A 23,824-nucleotide genomic window follows, 5' to 3' on the forward strand; every position below is an offset into this window, starting at 1 on the left:
TATTGTTTCTTTGAAAACAAACCGGATGCATTGCAAGGATACTATATTGAGGACTCAAAACAACTGGCCTTATTCTAAACTTATCCCGAACTCAGGTAACTTACTGGATAAATATAAGGAGTTTCTTCTTTCATAAACCAACGAGAAGGGACAATAACAGTTTTATTCTTTCTCGGATTCAACCACGCTCCCCACCAACTGAAAGTACTATTACAGATAATATGGTTTCGACAATGACTCATCAGCATCATATCCTGCCAACTGTCATTTCCTTGATTCCAATCTATGTAATGAGCATTAGGTAAAGATAAATTCTGCTTCACCCATTCTATATCATCAGAAAAAACATAAAAAGAAGGAGTCGACTCATGTTTTTTCAATTCGGTTATAGCATTTTTATAATAGGACAACTGACAGACACATCCAGCATTGGCCCAGAATTTTGGGAGTAAATAATCACCGCGACGAATGTGTATTGATACAGCATGCTCATCGGCATCTATTATTTTCATCATTTCACGACTCCGGCTATTTATCAATTCCATATTAAAACAGAAAGTCTTTCTAACATCATCTTCAATATCAGCAAAGAAACGCTCCGACTGATAAAAGCCTTTGAAATAGATCAACGGCCAAGCATATTTTTTCTCAAAAGCTTCCATGGAGCCGTTTTTCTGTTTCCTCTCATAAACAACCTTGCACAATAAGAATTCCATAAGTTTCTTAAGTGTACGATTTATACAGAACTCTGTATGAGGTAAAGCAAATACCCGGTTCATTTCGTATCCGTGATGTACATGGTAGTGCATCATGTCCGATAAATCTATCTTTGTATGAGGAAAAAGTTTCTTCATTTTCAGATAGAAGGCGTATATAAACATCTGGTTGCCTAAGCCACCTGTCATTTTTATTAATCTCATATGTGGGCGTTATTATACTTCAAAATTAGTTTCAAACATTCGTTGGCATCGAAACCTCTTGCCTTGGCATATTCATCGGCAAGAATGGCAAATATTTCCGGTGTTCCCGGAAGACGTTCAAAGTTGTGGCAACCTTCTTCCATATCAACCGCGCGGAAACGGATACGGTTCAGGTCTATTATTTCTACCTCTACACCTTTGTCGGTGCGACGGAACAGGATATTCCCACGTGAATAGTCTTTATGCAAATAACCTTTTTCGTGGAGTGCTGCTGTTGTGCGGGCAATGGCTCGCAAAACTTCTTCCTGACCGGGGAAATCGCCTCGCATCAAGTTTACGTACGAGTACGGACATTCCGACTTCAGACAGGCATAATAGCTGTGGGTAAAAAGCAGGCCGTTGCGTTCGGTATAATAGGCTACAGGAGCAGGACTTCCGATTCCTTCCCGACGAAGCATTTCGGCATATTCAAACGAACGTTGTGCTTTTGACGAACGGAATACTCCGTATGCAATACGGTTGATCAGATTGGGAACACGGAATGATTTTACGACAACTTTCGTACCGTGCCAGTCCATTTCACGCAATTCGTTTCGTCCTTTATAAATTACAGTACCATAGTCATATTTAAACAAAGCAGGTAGCGCTTTTACATAATCGGTTAATGTACAAAAATCAGATGCTACATATATTTTTCGGGGATGAAACAAACGATAGATACGGTTCAGCAGTACGGACCACGAACGGCAATAGTGAAGTGGCCCTCCCAACTCACGTTCAAAGAACTCCGGATGACGTGCATTTAAAGCGTCAATTAAATTTTTCTTTAAACTACGATCGGACACACGTTTAGAACCTGTTCGCACCCGATAAGATACCGACACTCGAGGCAAGGTTACAACCTTTCCGCCATCTTTTAACATAGCAATCCAAAAGGCCCAATCTTCTCTTGCAACAATATGCTCATCATAACCGCCCACCCGTTCCCAATCTGATTTCCGATACAAAGCACAAATAGGAATCATATTCTTCCGTGCCAGCAACTTACGCGAAAAAGGAGGTAATTTCCATTCACCTTTACGGTCACCGAAATATTCAGCACGAGGACATACAGCTTTTATTTTCATGTCAGATAATATCACATGTACTGCATCAGACACAAAGGTTTCGCTCATCTTGTCATCAGCATCAAAAGGTAGTATAAACTCACCTTCCGCCAGACGGACAGCCTGATTTCTGGCTGCACAAGCTCCCCCGTTAGGTTGGGTATAGGCACGTACACGCCGATCTTTCTTTGCATAGTCGCATGCGACACGATACGAAGCGTCTTTCGAACCGTCGTCTACCACTACTACTTCAAAGTTCGGATAATCGGACGCCAGTATAGAATCGAGTGTTTCCGGCAGAAAAGACTCCATATTATATACAGGCACTACCACCGAAACCAAAGGAGTTTTATCCATATCTGCAATCATTAAATCTTATCGAGTCCTTTCGTATATTTCAACCAATAATATTTCAAGGGGTTTTTATATTTCAACTGTTTCCACGGGCGGCTTCCGTGCGGACGGTGCCAGACAGGAAGGGTGGTAAACAGATAGTTCTGAAAGCCTTGTTTCAAGGCTTCGTGTGAAATGGTTACATCAAACCAGTTTTTTGTCGGATCAAGCTGACGGAAGTCGAAAGCACGAAGAAACTCCGGCGTAAGCAGTGAACAACAGAAACTGCAATGTTTCTTTTCTGGATATACCTTGCCTTCATTACCTTTGGCATGTAGGTATGGATAATTGATAACTCCGTTCTCGTCTACAGTTACAGCTGCTGCAATGGCACACCCACTACGTACTGCTGCTCCGTCGTACAAATCCTGTAAGGTGTTCTTCTTTACTACAACATCCGACTCTACAATAAGCAGACCTGCATCGTCGGCAATAGCCTCTTGCTGGGAACGTTGAAGCACCAACAGATAATTGGGAGAAGGATGAGTTGTAATGTCGGATAAATTGACCAGACGAAAATTCAATTCTTTAGAGGCTTCCTCCAAACGTTTGGTGTTCTCTTCTGTACTGAAGTCATTGTACACCGTATAAGTAAAAGGAACTTTAATGTCGGAAGCTAAAATGGCACGAATTGTTTCGAGAGTAAAATCAATCGAATCTTTTACTGGAGTTATGATATGCAAACATTTCATATGAACATCATTATTAAAGTACAAAGGTAACAAAATACCAACATTTTTCAAATCTACACAAAGATTTCATTTCATCCAATTATAAATGTAAAAAATACTACCTTTGCACGACTTTAGAAAAACAGACATGAAAGTTATCGTTGACAATAAAATACCTTATATAAAGGAAGCTATCGAATCGCTTGCCGATGAAGTGGTCTATCTGCCAGGAAAGGCATTTACTCCCGAAATTGTAAAAGATGCCGATGCGCTGATTACTCGTACACGTACCCGTTGCGACCGTACTTTGCTGGCTGGCAGTAAGGTAAAGTTTATCGGAACGGCTACCATCGGATTCGATCATATCGACACGGCTTATTGTCACGAAGCTGATATTACATGGAGTAACTGCCCGGGATGTAACGCCGGTGCCGTAGAACAATATATACACTCAGTACTTTTATTGTTACAACAGGAAAAAAATATCACACTGAAAGATGCCTGTCTGGGTATTGTCGGAGTAGGACATGTAGGCAGCCGCATCAAGCAACTGGCAGAGCGTTTAGGAATGCGTGTGCTCCTGAATGACCCTCCTCGGGCCGACCATGGAGAAAAAGGGTTTGTCGATTTGCGTACACTGGCGCACGAATGTGATATTATAACTTTTCATACTCCATTGGAAAGAAGTGGAAAATATCAGACTTATCATTTAGCAGATGAATCTTTTTTCAACCTGCTGGAAAAGAAACCGTACATAATTAATACGTCACGTGGAGAAGTTATAGAAACTGAGGCAATTCTGAATGCTTTATCTGCCGGGAAAATATCTGGAGCTATAATCGATGTCTGGGAAAATGAACCGAATATTAACCTTGAACTGTTGGACAAAGTATTTATCGGCACTCCGCACATCGCCGGATATTCTGCCGACGGAAAGGCAAATGCAACCCGCATGGTACTGGAATCCTTCTGCCGTTTCTTTGGAAAAGAAATGGATTTTTCTATCGTTCCACCTGAACAACCGCATTTGCCTTACGACAGTGACGAAAACATCCGCCAGTTACAAATGTATAATCCGCACCTCGACTGTGAGGTATTGCGTGCACATCCGGAAACATTCGAACTGTTGCGTAGCGAATATCATTTACGACGGGAGTGAAAGCAAACGTTCTATTTCTTGGGGATAATAAGTATACTCTAATGCATGTACACGTTGTGCAAGGGTTTCAGGTGTATCATCAGGTAAGACAGAACATTTCGCCTGAAAAATAATATCTCCCTGGTCGTAATGTTCATTAATATACTGAATGGTAATGCCACTTTCATGTTCACCTGATGCCAGAACTGCCTCATGAACATGCATACCATACATTCCTTTTCCTCCAAATTTAGGAAGCAGCGAGGGATGTATATTTACGATTCTGTGTGCATAATCATGCAATATATCATCTGGAATACGCGACAAGAAACCAGCCAGAACTATGAAATCGGTATCATAACTTTTCAAGACTTCAAGTCCCTTGCCTGCCGCAAAGTCTTGAGGAATGATTACTTCACATGGAACATTCAGGGTATGAGCACGCTCTATGACATGAGCTGTAGGACGAGAAGCTATTACAACGGCTACTTCTATCGTAATATGGCCGGCAAAATAGCGGATAATATGCTCGGCATTCGTACCTTCACCCGATGCCAAAATTGCTATTTTTTTCATTGATTCACCTTTTTTGTGCACATAATATATAAAATTGTGCAAAGAAATTGCATTTATTTGGCTGAATATTTGTATAGAACGAGAAATATTTATTCCTTTGCACCGAAATATAAACAAAATTATTCTATTTATAAACTTAAAACAAGAAAATTATGTCTGAAATCGCATCAAAAGTACAGAAAATTATCGTTGATAAATTGGGCGTAGAAGAATCAGAAGTTACTCCGACAGCTAGCTTCACTAACGACCTGGGTGCTGACTCTTTGGATACAGTAGAATTGATCATGGAATTCGAAAAAGAATTCGGTATCTCTATTCCTGATGATCAGGCAGAAAAGATCCAGACTGTAGGCGACGCTATCTCTTACATTGAAGCTAACGCAAAATAATTTAATTCTACTTTTATGGAATTAAAAAGAGTAGTGGTAACAGGTCTTGGTGCACTCACTCCGGTAGGTAATACTGTTCCTGAATTCTGGAACAACCTTCTTAATGGAGTAAGTGGGGCAGGACCTATTACTCATTTCGACGCTTCTAAGTTCAAGACTCAGTTCGCTTGTGAAGTGAAAAACTTCAATGCTACTGATTTTATTGACCGTAAAGAAGCCCGTAAAATGGACCTTTACACTCAATATGCAGTCGTAGCAGCCAAAGAAGCGGTAACAGATGCAGGCATAGACGTCGAAACAGAAGATTTGAACAAAGTCGGAGTGATTCTCGGTGTCGGAATCGGAGGTATTCATACTTTCGAAGAAGAAGTTGCTGGCTATGAAAAGACCAAAGACACTATCGGGCCGAAATTCAATCCGTTCTTTATCCCGAAAATGATTGCAGATATTGCATCCGGACAGATTTCCATCATGTATGGTTTCCATGGCCCTAACTTTACAACCACTTCTGCATGTGCTTCTTCTTCCAACGCGATAGCTGATGCTTTCAACTATATCCGTTTGGGAAAAGCTAACATTATCGTAACAGGTGGTGCCGAAGCAGCCATTTTCCCTGCGGGAGTAGGTGGTTTCAATGCAATGCACGCATTGTCTACTCGCAATGATGACCCTGTACATGCTTCACGTCCATTCAGTGCAAGCCGTGACGGATTCGTAATGGGTGAAGGTGCCGGATGTCTGATTCTTGAAGAACTGGAACATGCAAAAGCACGTGGTGCTAAGATATATGCAGAGTTGGCCGGTACAGGTGCTTCTGGCGACGCTTATCATCTGACAGCTTCTCATCCTGAAGGTCTGGGTGCGAAACTGGTTATGAAGAGCGCTTTGGAAGACGCTGGTATGCAACCGGAAGACATTGACTATATCAATGTACACGGAACTTCTACTCCAGTAGGTGATATCTCTGAAGTAAAAGCTATTAAAGACCTGTTCGGCGAACACGCTTACAAACTGAATATCAGTTCTACCAAATCAATGACCGGACACCTCTTGGGAGCTACTGGTGGCGTAGAAGCTATTGCATGTGTACTTTCTGTTAAAAATGACATTGTACCGCCGACTATCAACCACGAAGAAGGTGATAATGATGAACAAATCGATTATAACCTGAACTTCACATTCAATAAGGCACAGCAGCGTACTGTTCGTGCTGCATTGAGCAATACATTTGGTTTTGGTGGACACAATGCATGTGTAATCGTAAAAAAATACACTGAATAAACTGTGTTTAGCAATATAACAGATAAGATAAGACTTCTTTTCCGTAAGGATAAGGAGCCTTATCTTTGTTTTTACAAGATGCTCGGGTTCTATCCGAGGAATATCGAAATCTACCAGCAAGCTTTATTACATAAATCATCGTCGATTAAGGCTGGAAAAGGACGGTTGCTGAACAACGAACGACTTGAATTTTTAGGTGATGCCATTCTGGATGCAGTAGTAGCTGATATCGTATATAAAAAATTTGAAGGTAAACGAGAAGGTTTCCTGACGAATACGCGTTCCAAGATCGTACAACGCGAAACCTTGAACCGCGTAGCCGTACAAATTGGACTGGATAAACTAATAATATATACAACCCGACAGTCCTCACACAACAGTTACATGTGTGGAAACGCCTTCGAAGCACTTATCGGAGCTATTTATCTGGATAGAGGCTATCGTGCCTGCAAAGAATTCATGGAAGAACGGATTATCAACCAATACTTGAATCTGGAAAAAATTTCACGTAAAGAGGTCAATTTCAAATCGAAACTGATTGAATGGAGCCAGAAAAACAAGTTCAATATAGAATTCAACCTAACAGGACAATCAGTCGACGAGGCACAGAATCCTATTTTTGAGACGCAGGTTCTGGTCGAAAATATTGCAGCTGGTACAGGAAAAGGATATTCCAAGAAAGAATCGCAACAGGAAGCTGCGCACGAAACACTGGCTAAGATAAAAGGCAATCCGCAGTTTATCGATGCTATCTTTGCAGCAAAGGCAAAAAGAGAAAAAGAGATAGAGGTCCGTGAACGGGAAAGTGCAATAGCTACCGCAGAGAAAGAAAATGTAATGCTGGCAGAAGATAATACGCTGAAAACCGAAATACCAGAAGAACATTTCGAAGATACAGAACGTATTATTGCAGAAGCTGAAGAAGCTGCCTTCCGCCAAAATAACGAATAACATAAGTTGAAAAAGCCGGAATAACATGTTTATCTCCGGCTTTTTTGTATACCTACAAGATTATCTATTTTTACAATTCTCCACAAACGATTTTATAAGAAGCATCTTTTAATATAACCGTCTTATTAGCATCAAGTAAATAAAGTGAAGGCATTGCTTTTAAGTCGTACAAAGCATTTTGCTTAATCTCTTCATGATCACACCCCACAATCCATCCCTTTGGTAATTCGTGAAGAGTATGCTTCCATATTTCCTGATTTCCCTCAGTATATACAGCCAATACAGTTAAATTTCCTGTATCAACGGCTTGCTGCAAAAATTCATCATGCAGCATTTCCTGCATGATTTCATGACAGCTCGGGCATTCAGGATCGTAAAAGACCAATAACAACCGATTGTTTCTAACCTCCGTCTGATATAGTGTATGCTTACTCCTATCTGGAAGATAATATACAAAATCCATAGCTTTCTCACCAGGAGAATTTCGTTGAATCAACTGTAAGGTAAATTGCAACGAACTCTTTCTTGTTTCATCTACATATTTACTATTCAACATACGTTTCAGAAACATAGCATACAACTTCTCATTATAAAAAGGAGAATTGGGATTATACAGATAATCTTCCATCAACTGTAAAAAGACTTTTTGTGCATGAATCTGCTGCTCTAAGCCACCACAAAAATTTTCCAGACTTTCAATCTGCTTCCGTTCAGTCAGAGTTTTATCTGCAAGTAAAGCTAAATAATCAACCATTCCTTGTTCAGACACATTCCTGTTATTAACTAATACCGTATCAGCAAAATTAAAATTATCCCAATAATGCGCTATTAAATAAGCTTTACGATCTGCTGGCAGAGTAAGCATAGCAGGTATCTCGGGAAAAGGGAAAAGAGATTCCGTTTTAACTTGCGATTGTACAACTTCTTTTTTTACAGGATTTTCCTTTTCTCGCGCTTTATAGTTACAAGAAGTTACAGTCAACAACAATAAAGCACATCCTCCAAGTAAATTTAGCTTACTTCCTTTCCTATGATGAATAATATTCTTTATACTTTTCATTGTTTCTTCAATGCAATAAGTAAAACCAACTCATTTGCTTCATGACCAACAAGACAGGTAAATGTTATTGTAAAAAATTAAGTATGAATAATTTTATTTTTATCTATCTCATTCCATCATGTATTCTGTATATGCCTGCAACAAGCGCAAGTTATTACGCGCTTCAGTACATCCCAAAGTCGCAGCCTGAGAAAATTCCTCCTCAGCATTTCTCACATTACCCGATTTAGCATATACCACTCCCAATAGATTTATCAGCCTTGCATCTCTCGGTGCTTGCTTCAGTAATAATATCGCATCAGCTATACATTCAGCTTCAATCAAAGCCAGTGCAACATTATTCTGCATAACAACATCTTTAGGATACGCTTTCGCTCCCCGAAGCATACAATCGAGATATTGCTTACTACCTTTTCCATAACTGTCGGCAACTTTCTGTATCTCGCTCACACTCATCAATTCCGGATGAGAGTTAATCATTTGCCGCCCCTCTTCCAAATTAAAATGACGAACATTATACTCAATACGATATTCATTACGACGCACCATAGGATACATTTCATTCAATAATCTACGATATATATCGGAAGGTTGCAAAGCCTTTAATTTTTCTTCACATACATCCTTATCATTACCACAATGATCAATAATAGCAAGTACATCAGAAATTCGTTCCAACTGAGGATGTTTCAGTACTTCTACACGTAAGCCCTCCCAGTCTTCACCTTTCCAAGCCACATGATACAGTTCAGGATTTATGCCTTTTAAATCATCTTTCATATACTCAGCAAAAGCCTTTGCACGACGTTCGGACAATTTCATATTATACACATAACTACCTTCAGGCGAAGCAAAACCTGTAACATAAATGCCTGTTATACTTAAATCTGGATTATCTTTCACAAGAGAAATGGAAGTACGCACAGAATCCAGCTCTGAACGATTTTCTCTATATGTAGGTTCAATGACCGAACTATTTTGACGGAACTGCAAACGTGCACTTCTTGTTTCAGAACGGTGCTTTATCATCTCTTTCTGAGGAGCAATAAAAGAAAAGCTATATACAGGAGCTTCCATGGCTGGAAGAATTGCACCAACATCCGCAACTTCACTTCCTTCGCCACAAGCAGCACAGCCTACTACATAACCACGAATAAGCAATTCTCCCCCAATCATCCAACGTTTAAACGGAACTTCAGTTTCGTAATCTACTACTTGCGTAATACCATTATCACGACGTACAACTGTCGCCTCTTCGGGATAAAGAGAAGATTTATCTAAAGCTTCCATACGAGAATTTACCTTGTCACGTACGCGACCATTTACAATAACAGCGGGCAATGTCTGTTCATAAACTCCATCCGACGACAACAGAATTGGTATCATAACCAAAGAATGCTGACGCTTAATATCAAGTTGAGTCAAATCGAATCCTATTTTCACAGCAACCTGCTTGTCGGGTGTCTTTTCTATTTGACGATTGCTCACATCTATTTCACTTAAATAAGTCGTCTGCCCCCAAATAGAACCGCCCAATGACAAGAATAATAACAACGATATAATATATTTTTTCATAATTCAGTCCTCTTTACTTTATTATATATAAGTGATATAGCAGCTTTAGTCAAGCCCCAATAGTCTTTATCTCCATTTCCAAGCCTACATCCCAACGGTTGCCCTATACAACGTTCTCCGCATAAAGTTATAGAATATGCTGCATAGTCACTTCTTTGACAAAGCCTCTTGACGAAAGACCGTAGGATTAACTCCAAATCGTTCTTTAAATAACCGACAAAAAATGGAAAGTTTAGGTAAAGCACATTTTTTTGCAACTTCCATATTAGAAAGTTCGGGGTGCTCACGCAACAGAAACACAGAATATTCTAAACGTAAATCATTTAAATAATGAGTAAGATTCCCACCACCATAATTTTTCATAATACGTGCAAAACGATTATGATTCACTCCCATCAATAATGCATAATCGCCATGGTCAAACTGATATTGCAAATAAATTTTCTCAACCCGGACCTTCCTGTCGAAATCATCAAAAAGTATTTTATCTCTAAGATTTTCATACGGAATTTCTTCGTCAGGAAGAATGTGATCAGAAGTAATAGGTGCTTCTTCTGCTGGGAGTTTCACCTGCGTTGCTGATAGAACTCCATTCGGATCTTTACCGAACTCCGTTCGGTGAATTTCTTCCTCCTCTTCTTTCAAATTAGTCAATTCAGTAACTAAAGAAACAATCTGACGTTTTTGAAAAGATATCGTTTTCTTTTTTCTAAGAATATAATACACGAAAGCCCCTCCTACAATAAGCAAGACCAATAGACCTACTATGAAATAGTTACGTAATTTAATTTTGAAAGAGATTTCATGTGCCAACATCTCATTTTCCATTTTCTGATTACTCTCTCTCATTTGCTGCACCTTCTGCTTATATTCTCCTATACGTAGCGTCTTTCTTACATTATTTATTTTTTCAAGTAAATAATAAGCTTTTTCGTAATCCCCCAACCCTTTGTATGCTTTACTATTTTGATACAAAGCATTCAGATAGTCAGTTCCCAATGTATCTGTATTATTAAGCTGAAATCTTATATCATTATTTTGTAAAACCTGCCTAAAATCACCACGAAGAAGAAGGTAATTATTAATTTCGAACACTCCCATATTACTTTTCGAAAAATTTGTCCGATAAAACATCTTACAATACTCTTCTGCCAATTTACTTTCCTTTCTAATTTCAGAAAGCAAAGCCATTTTACTATAAAGATATCCTTTCTGATTATCAATCCAAGAAACATTTATTTTTTGTTTCTCCTTCTCCATCTTATCGATAAAAACAGAACGCTTATTATATCTTAAATCTTCTATATAGAAGGACATCAAATACCCATAAATATGTGACATTAATAAAAGCGCTTCTGGTTGATTTGATTTTGCAAGCATACGTATAGCATCCTGCATACGAGTATAACTCTTCGCTGTTTGTCCCAATTTACGAAGTATCGTACTCTCCATTTGTATCATATTAGCTTCGAGAAGAATATTCTTAGACATCCGGGCATAGCTAACTCCTTCGGCAATATACTTTGTACCAATATCCAAATGATTCAAAAGAACGGCCGATTCCACCAATAGCATATAAACATATGCCTTCGTATCAGGATCCTTATCTATACCAACGGCTTCAAGAGCATGATGAGCATGATAAAAGACAAGCGAGCGCATGGAAAGGCTCCGATACGCACAGGCACGCAACATTTCAATCTGATAAAAAGGTAAAGCAGAATGTACATCCAACGTATCAGCCTTAGACAATAAAACATGAGGATCTACCACTGATAATTCACACAAATTTTCAAAAGAAGTCTTTTTCTCCTGCAACATATTTGCCCAACACGAAAAAGACAATAGAATTAAAAGAGCACTTACTACAGATCTTATTTTCCCCATATTTTACTATCCGAAACAAATTCCCATCCTACGCCCCTGTACCACCAGATCGTGATCTTCGGTTACCAGCTTTAACTTGCCGGCTATATCCGACAAGGGGACAGAAGTTATCTCCGAACCTCGCAAAGAAACCATACGGCCAAACTGTCCGTTCGCAATCAGTTCAGTAGCATGTCCACCCATACGGGTAGCCAGATTACGGTCGAAAGCAGTAGGCCCTCCTCCGCGCTGAATGTATCCCAATACTGTTTCACGCGTTTCGAATCCGGTTTCATATTCTATTTCCTCGGCTATATACTGTGCAGCCTTTTTGCCTCCCAAAGTAGGAATACCTTCTGCTACCACTACAATGGAATAAGGTTTTCCTTTCTTCAAACGATTGATAATTGCATCACCAATACGATGAATATCGAAAGGGATTTCTGGCAACAGAATAATATCGCCGCCACCAGCCATACCAGAATACAGCGCAATCCATCCGGCTTTGTGCCCCATGACTTCAATAACCATTACCCGCTGATGCGCACTTGCCGTAGAATGCAATCGGTCTATTGCATCAGTAGCGATACTTACAGCAGAATCGAAACCGAAAGAAATATCGGTTCCCCATACATCATTATCGATGGTTTTAGGAATTGTTACCACATTAACTCCCGTTGCAGCCAGCTTAGCCGCCGTTTTTTGTGTACCATTTCCACCAATACACACCACACAATCCAACTTGTGGTCATGAATAGTCTTCAACATCATGGCAGGTTTGTCTTCAGACACCGGCGAATTCGGCCTGCTTTTAAAAGGCTTTTCACGAGATGTACCCAGAATAGTACCTCCCATACTTAACAATCCCGTCAATGAGTTTTCATCCAACGGCACGACGTCATCGTCAAGCAAGCCACGAAAACCGCTATGTATACCATAGACTTCCATTCCATAATGGCTGATTGCAGTCTTGCAAACACCTCTGATAGTTGCATTTATACCCGGACAATCACCTCCAGATGTTAAGATTCCAATTCGCATAACCTTTAAATTTTCACTACTTGTAGTAAAGTTATAAGAAAAAAGTGTAGATTTGTGCTTTCTCTAAGGAAAAATCTTTTATTGAAAAAGAAATCGCCTAACTTTGCACGTAAGAACAGATAAGAAAAAAGAAAAAGTAAATGGTTTCAACAAAGTTAATCGGGAAACTGTTTGTTTCGCGTCAAAAGGAAATAGACCAGTATGCGACACAGGCAGAGGCTATCCAGGAACGTGTGTTCCGGAAACTTATACAAACCGCCGCTGCTACGGAATGGGGAACAAAATACAATTATGCCAATATACGCACATATAACGACTTTAAGCATGTTCCTATCCAACAATACGACGATATAAAAGGATACGTAGACCGTATGCGTCACGGAGAAAAAAATATTTTATGGCCTGGACAAGTAGTATGGTATGCCAAATCCTCAGGAACAACCAATGATAAGAGCAAATTTATTCCAGTAAGCAAAGACGGATTGCACCACATTCATTATCAGGGTGGTACCGATGCTGTAGCTCTTTATCTCCGTTCCAATCCTCAAAGTAACTTTTTCTCCGGCAAGGGACTGATTCTGGGCGGAAGTCACAGCCCGAACTATAATCTGAAAGACAGTCTGGTAGGCGATTTATCGGCAATTCTGATACAAAACATCAATCCACTGGTAAACTTTATTCGTGTGCCAAGTAAGGAGATTGCTTTACTGAGCGAATTTGAGGAAAAAGTAGAGCGTATTGCCGATACAACCATTCACGAAAATGTAACCAATCTGTCGGGAGTCCCATCGTGGATGCTTGCCGTCATCAAACGTATATTGGAAAAAACCGGAGCAACCCACCTGAATGAAGTATGGCCAAATTTGGAAGTATTCTTCCATGGCGGCGTATGCTTCACACCTTACCGCGAACAATACAAACAGTTGATTACGAGCGACAAGATGCACTATATGGAAACATATAATGCAAGTGAAGGGTTCTTTGGCCTGCAAAGCGACTTGAATGCCCCAGCCATGTTGCTGATGATAGACTATGATGTCTTCTACGAATTTATTCCATTGGAAGAAATAGACAATCCCGCTCCAGCCATTGTTCCTCTTTCCGGAGTGGAAGTCGGCAAAAATTATGCAATGGTTATCAGCACTTCCTGCGGATTGTGGAGATACATCATCGGTGATACCGTAAAGTTTACGCAAAAAGACCCGTATAAGTTTATCATAACCGGACGAACCAAACATTTCATCAATGCGTTCGGTGAAGAGCTGATGGTGGATAACGCCGAAAAGGGACTGGCACGTGCTTGTGCGGAAACTGGCGCTCAGGTTTTAGAATATTCAGCAGCACCAGTATTCATGGATGCCAATGCCAAATGCCGTCATCAGTGGCTGATAGAATTTAGTGTCATGCCCGATTCACTGGAAAAGTTTCGGCATACACTCGATAAAGCATTGCAGGAAATAAATTCCGACTACGAAGCCAAACGACATAAAGACATTACATTGCAGGAACTGGAAATTATTGTTGCACGTCCTAATTTATTCCACGACTGGCTGAAACAAAAGGGAAAACTGGGAGGACAACATAAAATTCCTCGTCTGAGCAATAATCGTGACTACATAGAAGAAATGCTAAAATTAAATATATGAAGCCCATACCTAAATACATAGCCATACTGCTGGTCATCATTGGATTCTATGCATGTGCAAGTACCGGATCACCCGACGGAGGACCTTACGACGAGGAACCGCCTAAGTTCGTACGTGCTACTCCTGAACCGAATGCGACCAACAATACGCGCAAGAAAATCTCCATCGAGTTCGATGAATTCATCAAGCTGGAAAACGCTTCTGAAAAAGTAATTATTTCCCCGCCACAGAAAGAAAGTCCGGAAGTAAAGACAAGCGGGAAAAGAGTATTGGTAGAATTCTTCGATACACTACAGGAGAATATGACATATACCATCGATTTTGGTGATGCCATCGTAGACAATAATGAGGGTAATCCGCTGGGACAATTTACATATGCTTTTGCAACGGGACCCACCATTGACACAATGGAGGTTTCGGGTACGGTACTGAATGCTGCTGACTTAGAGCCTATAAAAGGCATTCAGGTAGGATTGCATCAAAACCTGAACGATTCGGCTTTCACCACACTTCCGTTCGACCGTATTTCGCGCACGGACAGCCGTGGAAAGTTTACCATCCGAGGTATCGCACCCGGCAAGTACCGTATCTATGCCTTAATGGACGGAAATCAGAATTATTTATTCGACTCAAAAACAGAAGTCATTGCTTTTCAGGATTCTCTTGTCGTACCCAGTATGGAAGGTGCTGTACGTCAGGACACGGTATGGAATGAACTCGATACAACAAAGATCGACACCATCAAACAAATCAATTATACAAGATTTCTACCCGACAACATTATTCTGAGAGCTTTTAAGGAGGAAAATGATCTTCAGTATCTGATGAAAAGCGAGCGACCGAAAACAACTCAGTTCTCACTTTACTTCAGTGCGAAATCGGACACTTTGCCAACATTGAAGGGGCTTGATTTCGATGAGAAAGAACTCATTGTTGAAGCTAATCCACGTAAAGACAGTATCTTGTACTGGATAAAAGATACTACATTATGCGAGCGAGATACGCTGACCTTGCAACTGGATTATCTGGCAACAGATACACTGGGGCAACTGGTTCCCAAGACCGATACGTTACGTATGATAAACAAAATTCCAAAAGCCAGACGTCTGGCTATGCTCGAAGAAGAAAACAAGAAAAAAGAAAAAGAACGTAAAAAGCGCGAAAGGAAAGGAGATACATTAGCGGTAGAAACTGAATTTTTAACTGTCAATACAGATGCTCCATCAGCGCTCGACCTGAATAGAAATATTATCTTGAGTTTTGAAGAACCGATAGCAAGCATTGATACGGCGGCTATTCACATGAGCACAATGGTCGATTCGGTATGGCAAGATATTCCTTTCATCTTTCAGGCAGACAGTATTGCTCCTCGACGTTATGAAATACTGGCAAACTGGCAACCGGGTATAGAGTATAAAATGACAATCGATTCTCTTTGCTTTAAAGGTATTTACGGACTGTATTCCGATAAGATAGAAAATACACTCAAAGTCAAGACTCTGGAAGACTATGGAACGCTTTATCTGAACATCGTAGGTGCAGGACCACATGCCATCGTACAATTGTTGAACAGCAGTGACGCAGTAGTTCGCCAACAGCCAGTTACAGAGAAGAAAACCTGCGACTTTTATTTTCTACAACCGAGTACCAAGTATTATATCCGTTTATTCAACGACGACAACAATAATGGCGTATGGGATACAGGAATCTATGAAGGGAAACGTCAGGCTGAGGAAGTATTTTATTTCCCCAAAGTATGGGAAATGAAAGCTAATTTCGAGTTCGAAGAAACATGGGACATACATGCTACACCACTCGACAAGCAAAAACTGGACGAAATTAAAAAGCAGAAACCTGACGAGACCAAGAAAATAAAAGACAGAAATAAGGAACGAGCCAAAAATCTGGGAAGGTCATGATGATAAAGAAAATAGTTTTATGCCTGTGCCTCCTGATGGGAGGTATGGCAGCCAAAGCACAATGCGGAGCTGAAAACGATGCAATTAAACCGGGAGAAACATTGAGTTATGAACTGAAATTTAATTGGAAGTTCATCTGGATCAATGCCGGATGGGCAAAAATGACAGTCAACGAAACGACTCATAAAGGACAGCCTTGCCTGAGAACAGATCTGCAATCGTACACGAACAAGAAGATAGACTTCTTCTTTAAAATGCGTGATACGTTGACATGCATTACCAGCAAGCAACTGGAGCCCTTATATTTCCGAAAGGGGGCCGAAGAAGGTAAACGCTATACGGTAGACGAAGTACATTTTAGTTACCAGAATGGGAAATGTATTGTCGACCAGCAACGTACTTTATATGGCAAGACCGATAAAAGACACGACGAAATGCCAGTATGTGTCTACGATATGCTGAGTATCTTGCTGCAAGCCCGTTCGTACGACCCGTCCGACTACAAACCGGGAATAAAAATATTATTCTCTATGGCAACAGGACGTGCCGTCGAAAAGCAGACACTGATTTATAGAGGAAAGGAAAATTTCACCTCCGAACAGGGAGTAACATACCGTTGTTTGGTTTTCTCGCTGGTAGAATATGTAAACAACAAAGAAAAGGAAGTTATCACCTTTTATGTGACTGACGATCGTAACCATTTGCCCGTACGACTGGATATGTACTTGAACTTCGGTTCGGCAAAGGCATTCCTTACCGATATCAAAGGCAACAGACATCCGCTCACTTCTATCGTGAAATAAATCCATCAGACGAAAGGATATAACATAAGCTCGCTATGAATGATGACAGGCTGCAATATACCGCATCATTCGTAGCGAGCTTTTCGTTTAACTCCCGGCAGGTTACTGCCTGCACATCGGGAATAGAGAATTATTTTTTGTACAAAACATTTTGGAATTTGTACAAATTTTCCAAAAACATCGAGAGAAATCTCTCCAAATACGTCGTTTTTCTTAATTTTTCATGCCTTTTTACCCTTCACAGTCTTCACACATCCTAAATCTTACAAAATGTATCTCTATACATAGTCGTGATACAAAGAACTTTTCTATCTTCTTCTGAAAGCATGTGAAACTGTCACATTATTCGAAGAGCCTGCACATTTTCCCTTTATCCCCTACGATGTAATACGTACCTTGCTCGATCAATATTCCACGTCCCCGGCGTTTTTTCCGGTTCTCTTTATTATTGACATTTACACCTATTACCTTTCCGTCATAAAATGTAGAGATATCCTTAAAAATGGTATGTCCCACGATGATATGGTCGACATCGTACTTCTGCAAGATCATTTGAAGCGTATCAGACGTACAAGGTTTGTATTTCTCGTCGGTACGTACCAGTCCTCTATACCAGATAGGGCCTTCATTTCCGTACAAAAAGGCATGTAAAGGAGATACTTGTTTGCGCTTTTTGTTCTTCAGAAACAAGACCTCGCTCATCTTTTCGTTTACCTCCGGAATGGTAAGGTTTCGGTCATAAAAGGCTTTCCCCAGTCCGGCATGAACATACAGATTGTCCCCGATAATTTGTATCGTATTTCTTGTTCCTAACCATCGTCCCAGTTCCGTTTCAGGACCATACAAACTGGCATATTCAATACCGAGTGAGTCGGCCAGTGCCTTATACTTATCTTTTGCATAACGCAAATCATTTGACAATTCCATAGGCTCATGGTTGCCCAACAAGAAATGGACTTTTCCCCCGGCTTTTTCTGCTTCTGCTTCCAGTTTATAGACCAGCCAGAAAATCTGAGTGGCATCCTTTCCACGGTCGAAAATATCTCCTATAATCATCAACTGATTATGACCAAAGCCCCAGTTCAGTTTATCATCGATGACACCGTTACCTTGCAACAGACTGACAACACATTCCAAATTGGCATGAGGATCGGACATTACAAAGATTTTATCCGGTGTTTCATATTTCCAGGCTGGTCGTTCAACCGGATGAATCGGAACGGTAAACTGAAGTTTTCCATCATGGCTGACAACCGAAACGGAATGATCGGGCAACGTATCGTATTCCTGAGTTTCAATCTTACCTTCTGTTGTGACTCTGACAACCTTGACTTTTCCGTCGGGCTGATAACAGACATAAGGTCCATCGGCAGTCAATTCAACTTTATGTTTTTCTTTATGCTTATTTTTCTCCCATGTACCGGCCTGTAGGTTCAGAGTAAAAACGACAAGAAAGGCAAATAAAAAAAAGCTGCTTATTTTTTTCATCATGAATCTGTTTTATAAAGACAAAAAAGGTTGTTCCCCAAAAGTACGGAAAAAGCTTTTAAGGAACAACCTTGTGGTAATTATGCTAAGATGGTGTGATTAAATCTGTTTTAATCACCATATCCCGGATTCTGTTCCATATTCGGATTAGCATCCATTTCATGCTTTGGAATAGGAAGAACAATCTTGTAGAAATCCCAGTCATAATCCATATACTGTGTATTATGCTCTGTACTTGCCAAGTTAGAATCGGTTTCATCCACACGGTGTACTGTCATTCCGTTTCTGATCACATCAAACATACGATGACCTTCGTCCACCAGTTCCTTCCGACGTTCGGTAAGTACACGGTCCAGTGTAATTGTTTCTCCTTCTACACTATTATCGGGATTAGCACGTCGTACAATCGGATTCAAGTAAGCGACAGCTTTATCGTTATCATTTGTCTTTACAGCAGCTTCGGCAGCGTTCAGATAGGTTTCCGACAAGCGGATCAACGGAATATTGGCATCTTCTATATTCTCACCTTCCTGAGGCTGGTATTTGTATACGTAGGCATATTTTGTCTTATCGAATATCAGCAGTTTCAGACGTACATCGTCCGGATCTTGTTGTAGCAGATGATAAAACGATACCGTGATACAGATATCATCGTATCCGTCTTTTGAGCTCAGATAACCCATACTTTCCTTACCCGGACTGTCTGTCGTTTCATTTACGATTTCAAAAAGGACTTCTCCCGGGTGAGTGGCAGATGCATCGTTGCTCCAGGCTGTAGGATATTCTTCATTGGTCCACAAAGCATAACCATTGCTTTCGGCACCTTTGATTGCATCTTCGGCGGCAGCCAAAGCCAGTTCATTTTTATTCATGTAAAGATAAACACGGCTCAATAAGGTCATGGCTGCCCAGCGGTTGATTTTTCCTTTGTTGAATTCTTCACCCAGCAACGGACAAGCGTTAGTCAAATCATCAACAACACGATCGTAGCATTCTGCCACTGTAGCACGTGCCGGCTTATTGAAGCGGTCGGTTTCTGTCAATATAATAGGTACTCCCAATGAAGCTCCGTTGTCTTTGGTGTAAGGATAACCAAAAATACGGGTCAAATCGAAATAAGCAAGACCACGGATAGCCAATGCCTGTCCTTTTAAATCGTTACGATAATCTGTTTCGTCTTCCTCATAGGGAACTTCATCAATCTTGTTCAGGATGATATTGCAACTGGTAATAATAGAATAAAGAACCGACCAGTGAGTGCTGGGACCACTATCCTTTGTCCAGTTGAAACGATAATAGTTCGCACAACGCTTGGTTGAAGATACAGCCTGCATATCATCGCCCGTTGCATCTCCATAATAAATCAGTCTTCCAGAATATGCATCCGAACTCTGCATTTCGCTATAGATACCATTCAATGTAAACTCAATGTCACTCAAGACCTTGATGCTGGTATCTGTCGGTATAGAAGTAGATGGTTCCAGATTAAGCCAATCGTTACCGCAGGATGTCATACCACCGATCAATACAACTCCTAACGTGATATATTTTAATATTTTCATAATTGTCGTTCTTTAAATTAAATTAGAAGTTTACACTAATACCAAAAGTTACGGTTTTCAAAGGAGGGGTATTCCATGTTGCACTACCATCTTCAACAGATTCCGGATCATAGAAATCATAGGCTGCCCAAGTCCACAAGTTATCAGCAGAAGCATAGATACGTGCATTGTTGATGCCTACTTTTCTTGTCCAGTGCTGAGGTAACGTAATTCCAAATGTCAATGTCTTGAGTCGGATATAGTCTGTACTATGCAGTCGGCGTGTAGTCGCAATTTTATTCATGGCCTGATCGGGGTCTTCCATGAAAACTTCATATTGAGTAATATCTCCCGGCTTTTTCCAGTTATCCAAATAATAAATAGGGATATTAGCTTCCAAGTCGTTACCACCATGTTCCGTCTTCTGTGCCCATGTATCGTAGCCGTAAGCACCAAACTGATAAGAAAACAGGAAGCTCAGGTCGAACCATTTATAATGTAACGTATTGGTTAATCCTCCGATAACAGCCGGCTCTGCATGTTTGTCCAATGCTATAGCATGGGCTTCTGCTGCGTCTTCAGTTATTTCTTTTATGTAATTTCCGTTTTCATCGACATCGTTTGTATAGAACTGAGGAACACCTGTTTGGGGATTGATTCCTGCAAACTCTATCAGATAGAAAGTACGGTAAGACTCTCCTACCTTGTGAATTTGTGATCCACTGATGATTTCTGACTGTTCGCCATCCAAAACGAGAATCTTGTTGCGGTTATGGCTGATGTTGAATGAAGTAGTCCAACTGAAATCACCGTTATCGAAGTTCTTGGAAGTAATTTCAACTTCTACACCCTGGTTTCTTACTTTACCGATATTCATCAGATAGCTTCCAAATCCAGTAGTATAAGAAATAGGACAATCCATCAACAAGTTCTTGGTTGTACGTGTATAATATTCAACTGTCGCATTGATTCGGTTCCACAATCCAAAATCCAGACCAATATTCAGATTATGATTGGTTTCCCACTGAAGATCTTCATTAGCTATTTGTGAAATACTGATACCCGGCTGACTTAAATAACCGTCGGTCAGACCGCTTAATCCCATATAACCGAAATAATCGGAAGGCAAAGTTCCGTTTACACCATAAGATGCACGTAATTTCAGGTCAGTCAGCCAATGATTAATCGGCTTCATGAATTCTTCTTCAGCAATTCTCCATGCTCCTGAAACAGACCAGAATTTACCCCAGCGATTTCCTGAAGCCAGACGTGAACTTCCATCCGTACGGAAACTTGCTCCCAAGTAATATTTATTTTTGAAATCGTAATTGGCACGGCTCAGGTATGACACCAGACGAGTTTTCTGGTCGTATCCACCCACCGATTCTACTTTCATACCATTACTGATAGCAGTCTTATCGTAAGTTGCAAAGTTGGTAGCATAACCCGACAAATAATCGCTGTACTGTTCATCGATTTCATAACCGGCCAAGACATCGAAGTGATGATCCTCCTTCACATTGAATCGATAACTCAACTGATTAGCCCATACCATTTTATGACGTTCATGGTATTCTTTCGACATACCACCGTTGATATCATCACCGTTTGAAGTACGCGGATCACTCCAGCTTACTCCTTTTGTATTCGTGTAGTCGTAGCTTAAAGTAGATTTCAGCTTCAAGTCTTTTATAAATTCATATTCTCCATAAATGGTGTTGAAAGTACGGGTTACATATTCTCTATCCCGGTCGTAAGTAGCCGACAGCAAAGGATTACGGTCGCTGTTACGGATAAAATCACGATTCCAGCTTCCATCCTCATTATATACAGGATCTGAAGGAACTACCGCATTACGGCTTGAATAGAACGGTGATGTATAACTTGTTCCTTCACCATATACGTTCTGATTTACATTAGCAAACAAGATGTTGGCTCCTACTTTCAAATGGTCGGTTGCCTGAAAATCCACATTCAAACGTCCACTGATACGTTCCAAACCTGAATTGAGTGTGATACCGTCTTGTTTTAAATAAGACAATGAAGAATAATAAGAGAATTTATTGGTCCCTCCAGAAACAGAAGCCTCGTAGTTTTGATGACTTCCATGCTGGAACAAAATATCATCCCAGTCTACATATCCACACCAAGGAACAGGAGCATAGTCATCTATTTCGTCATCGGCATAGGCTATTGCTTCCTCTTCGGTTGCCCCATTTCTTAGCTGTCCCTCTTTCAATCCGTTATAGATATATTCCCGGCGTTGTGCACCGTTCATAATCGGACGATACTGCATGGCGAAGTCACTAAATCCCCAGTCTGCTTTTAAACTAACTTGAGCTTTTCCTTCCTTACCTCTCTTGGTCGTAATCAAAATCACACCATTTGCAGCTCGTGAACCATACAAAGAAGCTGCTGCCGCATCTTTAATGATAGATATGTTCTCAATATCCGAAGGATTGATGGTAGACATGATATCCAGGCCAGAATCAGAACCTGTAGCGTCGATAGATCCTGAGATAACCGGTACTCCATCGATTACATACAACGGAGTGTTACTGGCATTGAACGATCCCATACCACGAATGTTAATGGATGAAGATGCTCCCGGTTGACCAGATGAAGAGCTGAATTGAACACCAGCCGCATTTCCCTGTAACATGCTCTGGAAAGATACAGCAGGAATATCCTTTATTTTATCTGCTTTGACAGCAGAAGCTGAACCTGCATACGCTGATTTTTTAAAAGTACCATATCCTGTAACGATGACTTCATCCATTACCTGATTATCACTCTGCATTGTAATGACAATGCTTTTGCTTGAACTGACTTTAACTGTCTGAGTTTCATAACCGATGTAAGATACAGTAAGAGTAACCGGATAGTCATTTACTGCCAGATGAAATTACCCGTCCATATCGGTAACCGCCCCATTGGTCGTTCCTTTTACTACAACATTGGCACCAATAATTGTTTCTCCCGTTTCGTCGATTACTTTACCTGTTATCGTCTTTTGAGCAGGCATACTGATAATTTCTGATAAAGCTTGCTCTGTTGCTCCTTGTACCAGCCCTGGTACAAACAACCCGGCCGTTAAGAAGACAGCCCACAGATGTTTGGAGCTTCTCAAGTTGTACTTATCCATAATGCTAAGATTTAGTTTGTGTATAAAATAAAGTTATCCTATGATGCGCCTTCAATATAATGGCACAAAATTAAACATATTATTTATTAAAATACATTTTATAGAACACTTTTTTAATAATACGCCCAAAATGTCATCAAAATGTAACCTTATATAAGGTAAAAAACTTTTATATTAGTAAATTTTTAGCCCTCTATTCAGGCTTTATTATTTATTTATTACGTGAGTTCGGGATAAGAAAGTATCTTTAAAAGTTGGTAATCACCGAATTATTTTGTATATTTAAGTCTGACAAACAATTAATTACAAATTAAC

At 40.3% G+C, this 23,824-nt stretch carries 17 protein-coding genes and 1 pseudogene; 7 read left to right on the forward strand and 11 right to left on the reverse strand.

Features of this window, described 5'->3' with window-relative positions; all coding sequences use genetic code 11:
• Positions 1–80: 80 nt before the first annotated feature.
• From ACZM60_RS10675 to ACZM60_RS10685, 3 genes are read right to left on the reverse strand one after another with little or no spacing between them, the layout of a single operon-like run.
• Positions 81–920 (reverse strand): alpha-1,2-fucosyltransferase, encoded by an 840-nt coding sequence (locus tag ACZM60_RS10675; RefSeq protein ID WP_489521487.1) that lies wholly within the window; start codon positions 918–920, stop codon positions 81–83.
• Positions 917–2,383, reverse strand: coding sequence for a glycosyltransferase family 2 protein (locus tag ACZM60_RS10680; protein WP_489521488.1), 1,467 nt, complete (start codon positions 2,381–2,383; stop codon positions 917–919). The genes ACZM60_RS10675 and ACZM60_RS10680 overlap by 4 nt, the downstream gene beginning before the upstream one ends.
• Before the next feature lie 11 nt (positions 2,384–2,394).
• Entirely contained in the window at positions 2,395–3,111 is a 717-nt protein-coding gene (locus ACZM60_RS10685) for a glycosyltransferase family protein (protein ID WP_489521489.1), read from the reverse strand.
• 127 nt (positions 3,112–3,238) lie between these two features.
• On the opposite strand from ACZM60_RS10685, the gene pdxB reads away from it, so the two are divergent.
• Positions 3,239–4,249, forward strand: coding sequence for a 4-phosphoerythronate dehydrogenase PdxB (gene pdxB / locus ACZM60_RS10690; protein WP_489521490.1), 1,011 nt, complete (start codon positions 3,239–3,241; stop codon positions 4,247–4,249).
• On the opposite strand, the gene purN is transcribed toward pdxB, so the two are convergent.
• Positions 4,235–4,804: a phosphoribosylglycinamide formyltransferase gene (gene purN / locus ACZM60_RS10695; protein WP_489521491.1), complete on the reverse strand. Its 570-nt coding sequence runs from the start codon at positions 4,802–4,804 to the stop codon at positions 4,235–4,237. The two genes, pdxB and purN, sit on opposite strands and share 15 nt — an antisense overlap.
• Positions 4,805–4,956: 152 nt before the next feature.
• On the opposite strand from purN, the gene ACZM60_RS10700 reads away from it, so the two are divergent.
• Genes ACZM60_RS10700 through rnc form a run of 3 tightly spaced genes read left to right on the forward strand, consistent with a single transcriptional unit; the run spans position 4,957 to position 7,425 of the window.
• Positions 4,957–5,193, forward strand: a complete 237-nt coding sequence (locus ACZM60_RS10700; RefSeq protein ID WP_022040329.1) for an acyl carrier protein — start codon at positions 4,957–4,959, stop codon at positions 5,191–5,193.
• A gap of 15 nt (positions 5,194–5,208) precedes the next feature.
• Positions 5,209–6,474: a beta-ketoacyl-ACP synthase II gene (gene fabF, locus ACZM60_RS10705; RefSeq protein WP_021969901.1), complete on the forward strand. Its 1,266-nt coding sequence runs from the start codon at positions 5,209–5,211 to the stop codon at positions 6,472–6,474.
• 3 nt (positions 6,475–6,477) lie between these two features.
• Positions 6,478–7,425 (forward strand): ribonuclease III, encoded by a 948-nt coding sequence (gene rnc, locus ACZM60_RS10710; protein ID WP_489521492.1) that lies wholly within the window; start codon positions 6,478–6,480, stop codon positions 7,423–7,425.
• Between the two features lie 70 nt (positions 7,426–7,495).
• On the opposite strand, the gene ACZM60_RS10715 is transcribed toward rnc, so the two are convergent.
• The 4 genes from ACZM60_RS10715 to ACZM60_RS10730 form a co-directional block, all read right to left on the reverse strand.
• Positions 7,496–8,485 carry a DUF5106 domain-containing protein gene (locus tag ACZM60_RS10715; protein WP_489521493.1) on the reverse strand — a complete coding sequence of 330 codons (990 nt, stop codon included), beginning with the start codon at positions 8,483–8,485 and terminating at the stop codon, positions 7,496–7,498.
• 108 nt (positions 8,486–8,593) lie between these two features.
• A complete protein-coding gene (locus ACZM60_RS10720; RefSeq protein WP_489521494.1) occupies positions 8,594–10,060 on the reverse strand; it encodes a DUF3868 domain-containing protein in 1,467 nt (488 codons plus the stop codon).
• A gap of 147 nt (positions 10,061–10,207) precedes the next feature.
• Positions 10,208–11,947 carry a helix-turn-helix domain-containing protein gene (locus ACZM60_RS10725; protein ID WP_489521495.1) on the reverse strand — a complete coding sequence of 580 codons (1,740 nt, stop codon included), beginning with the start codon at positions 11,945–11,947 and terminating at the stop codon, positions 10,208–10,210.
• A 6-nt stretch (positions 11,948–11,953) separates the two neighbouring features.
• Positions 11,954–12,967: an ATP-dependent 6-phosphofructokinase gene (locus tag ACZM60_RS10730; RefSeq protein WP_021969896.1), complete on the reverse strand. Its 1,014-nt coding sequence runs from the start codon at positions 12,965–12,967 to the stop codon at positions 11,954–11,956.
• A gap of 140 nt (positions 12,968–13,107) precedes the next feature.
• On the opposite strand from ACZM60_RS10730, the gene ACZM60_RS10735 reads away from it, so the two are divergent.
• From ACZM60_RS10735 to ACZM60_RS10745, 3 genes are read left to right on the forward strand one after another with little or no spacing between them, the layout of a single operon-like run.
• Positions 13,108–14,613 carry a GH3 auxin-responsive promoter family protein gene (locus tag ACZM60_RS10735; protein ID WP_489521496.1) on the forward strand — a complete coding sequence of 502 codons (1,506 nt, stop codon included), beginning with the start codon at positions 13,108–13,110 and terminating at the stop codon, positions 14,611–14,613.
• Positions 14,610–16,532: an Ig-like domain-containing protein gene (locus tag ACZM60_RS10740; protein ID WP_489521497.1), complete on the forward strand. Its 1,923-nt coding sequence runs from the start codon at positions 14,610–14,612 to the stop codon at positions 16,530–16,532. The genes ACZM60_RS10735 and ACZM60_RS10740 overlap by 4 nt, the downstream gene beginning before the upstream one ends.
• Entirely contained in the window at positions 16,532–17,335 is an 804-nt protein-coding gene (locus tag ACZM60_RS10745) for a DUF3108 domain-containing protein (RefSeq protein WP_340318752.1), read from the forward strand. Before ACZM60_RS10740 ends, ACZM60_RS10745 begins: the two co-directional genes overlap by 1 nt.
• A 342-nt stretch (positions 17,336–17,677) precedes the next feature.
• Here the strand turns inward: ACZM60_RS10745 and ACZM60_RS10750 are convergent, their stop codons facing one another.
• The 3 genes and pseudogenes from ACZM60_RS10750 to ACZM60_RS10760 form a co-directional block, all read right to left on the reverse strand.
• A complete protein-coding gene (locus ACZM60_RS10750; RefSeq protein ID WP_489521498.1) occupies positions 17,678–18,826 on the reverse strand; it encodes a metallophosphoesterase in 1,149 nt (382 codons plus the stop codon).
• 107 nt (positions 18,827–18,933) lie between these two features.
• Positions 18,934–20,385: a RagB/SusD family nutrient uptake outer membrane protein gene (locus ACZM60_RS10755; protein WP_021969891.1), complete on the reverse strand. Its 1,452-nt coding sequence runs from the start codon at positions 20,383–20,385 to the stop codon at positions 18,934–18,936.
• 22 nt (positions 20,386–20,407) lie between these two features.
• Positions 20,408–23,389: pseudogene (locus ACZM60_RS10760) on the reverse strand (SusC/RagA family TonB-linked outer membrane protein).
• Positions 23,390–23,824 lie beyond the last annotated feature (435 nt).

Source organism: Phocaeicola sp., assembly GCF_057861905.1.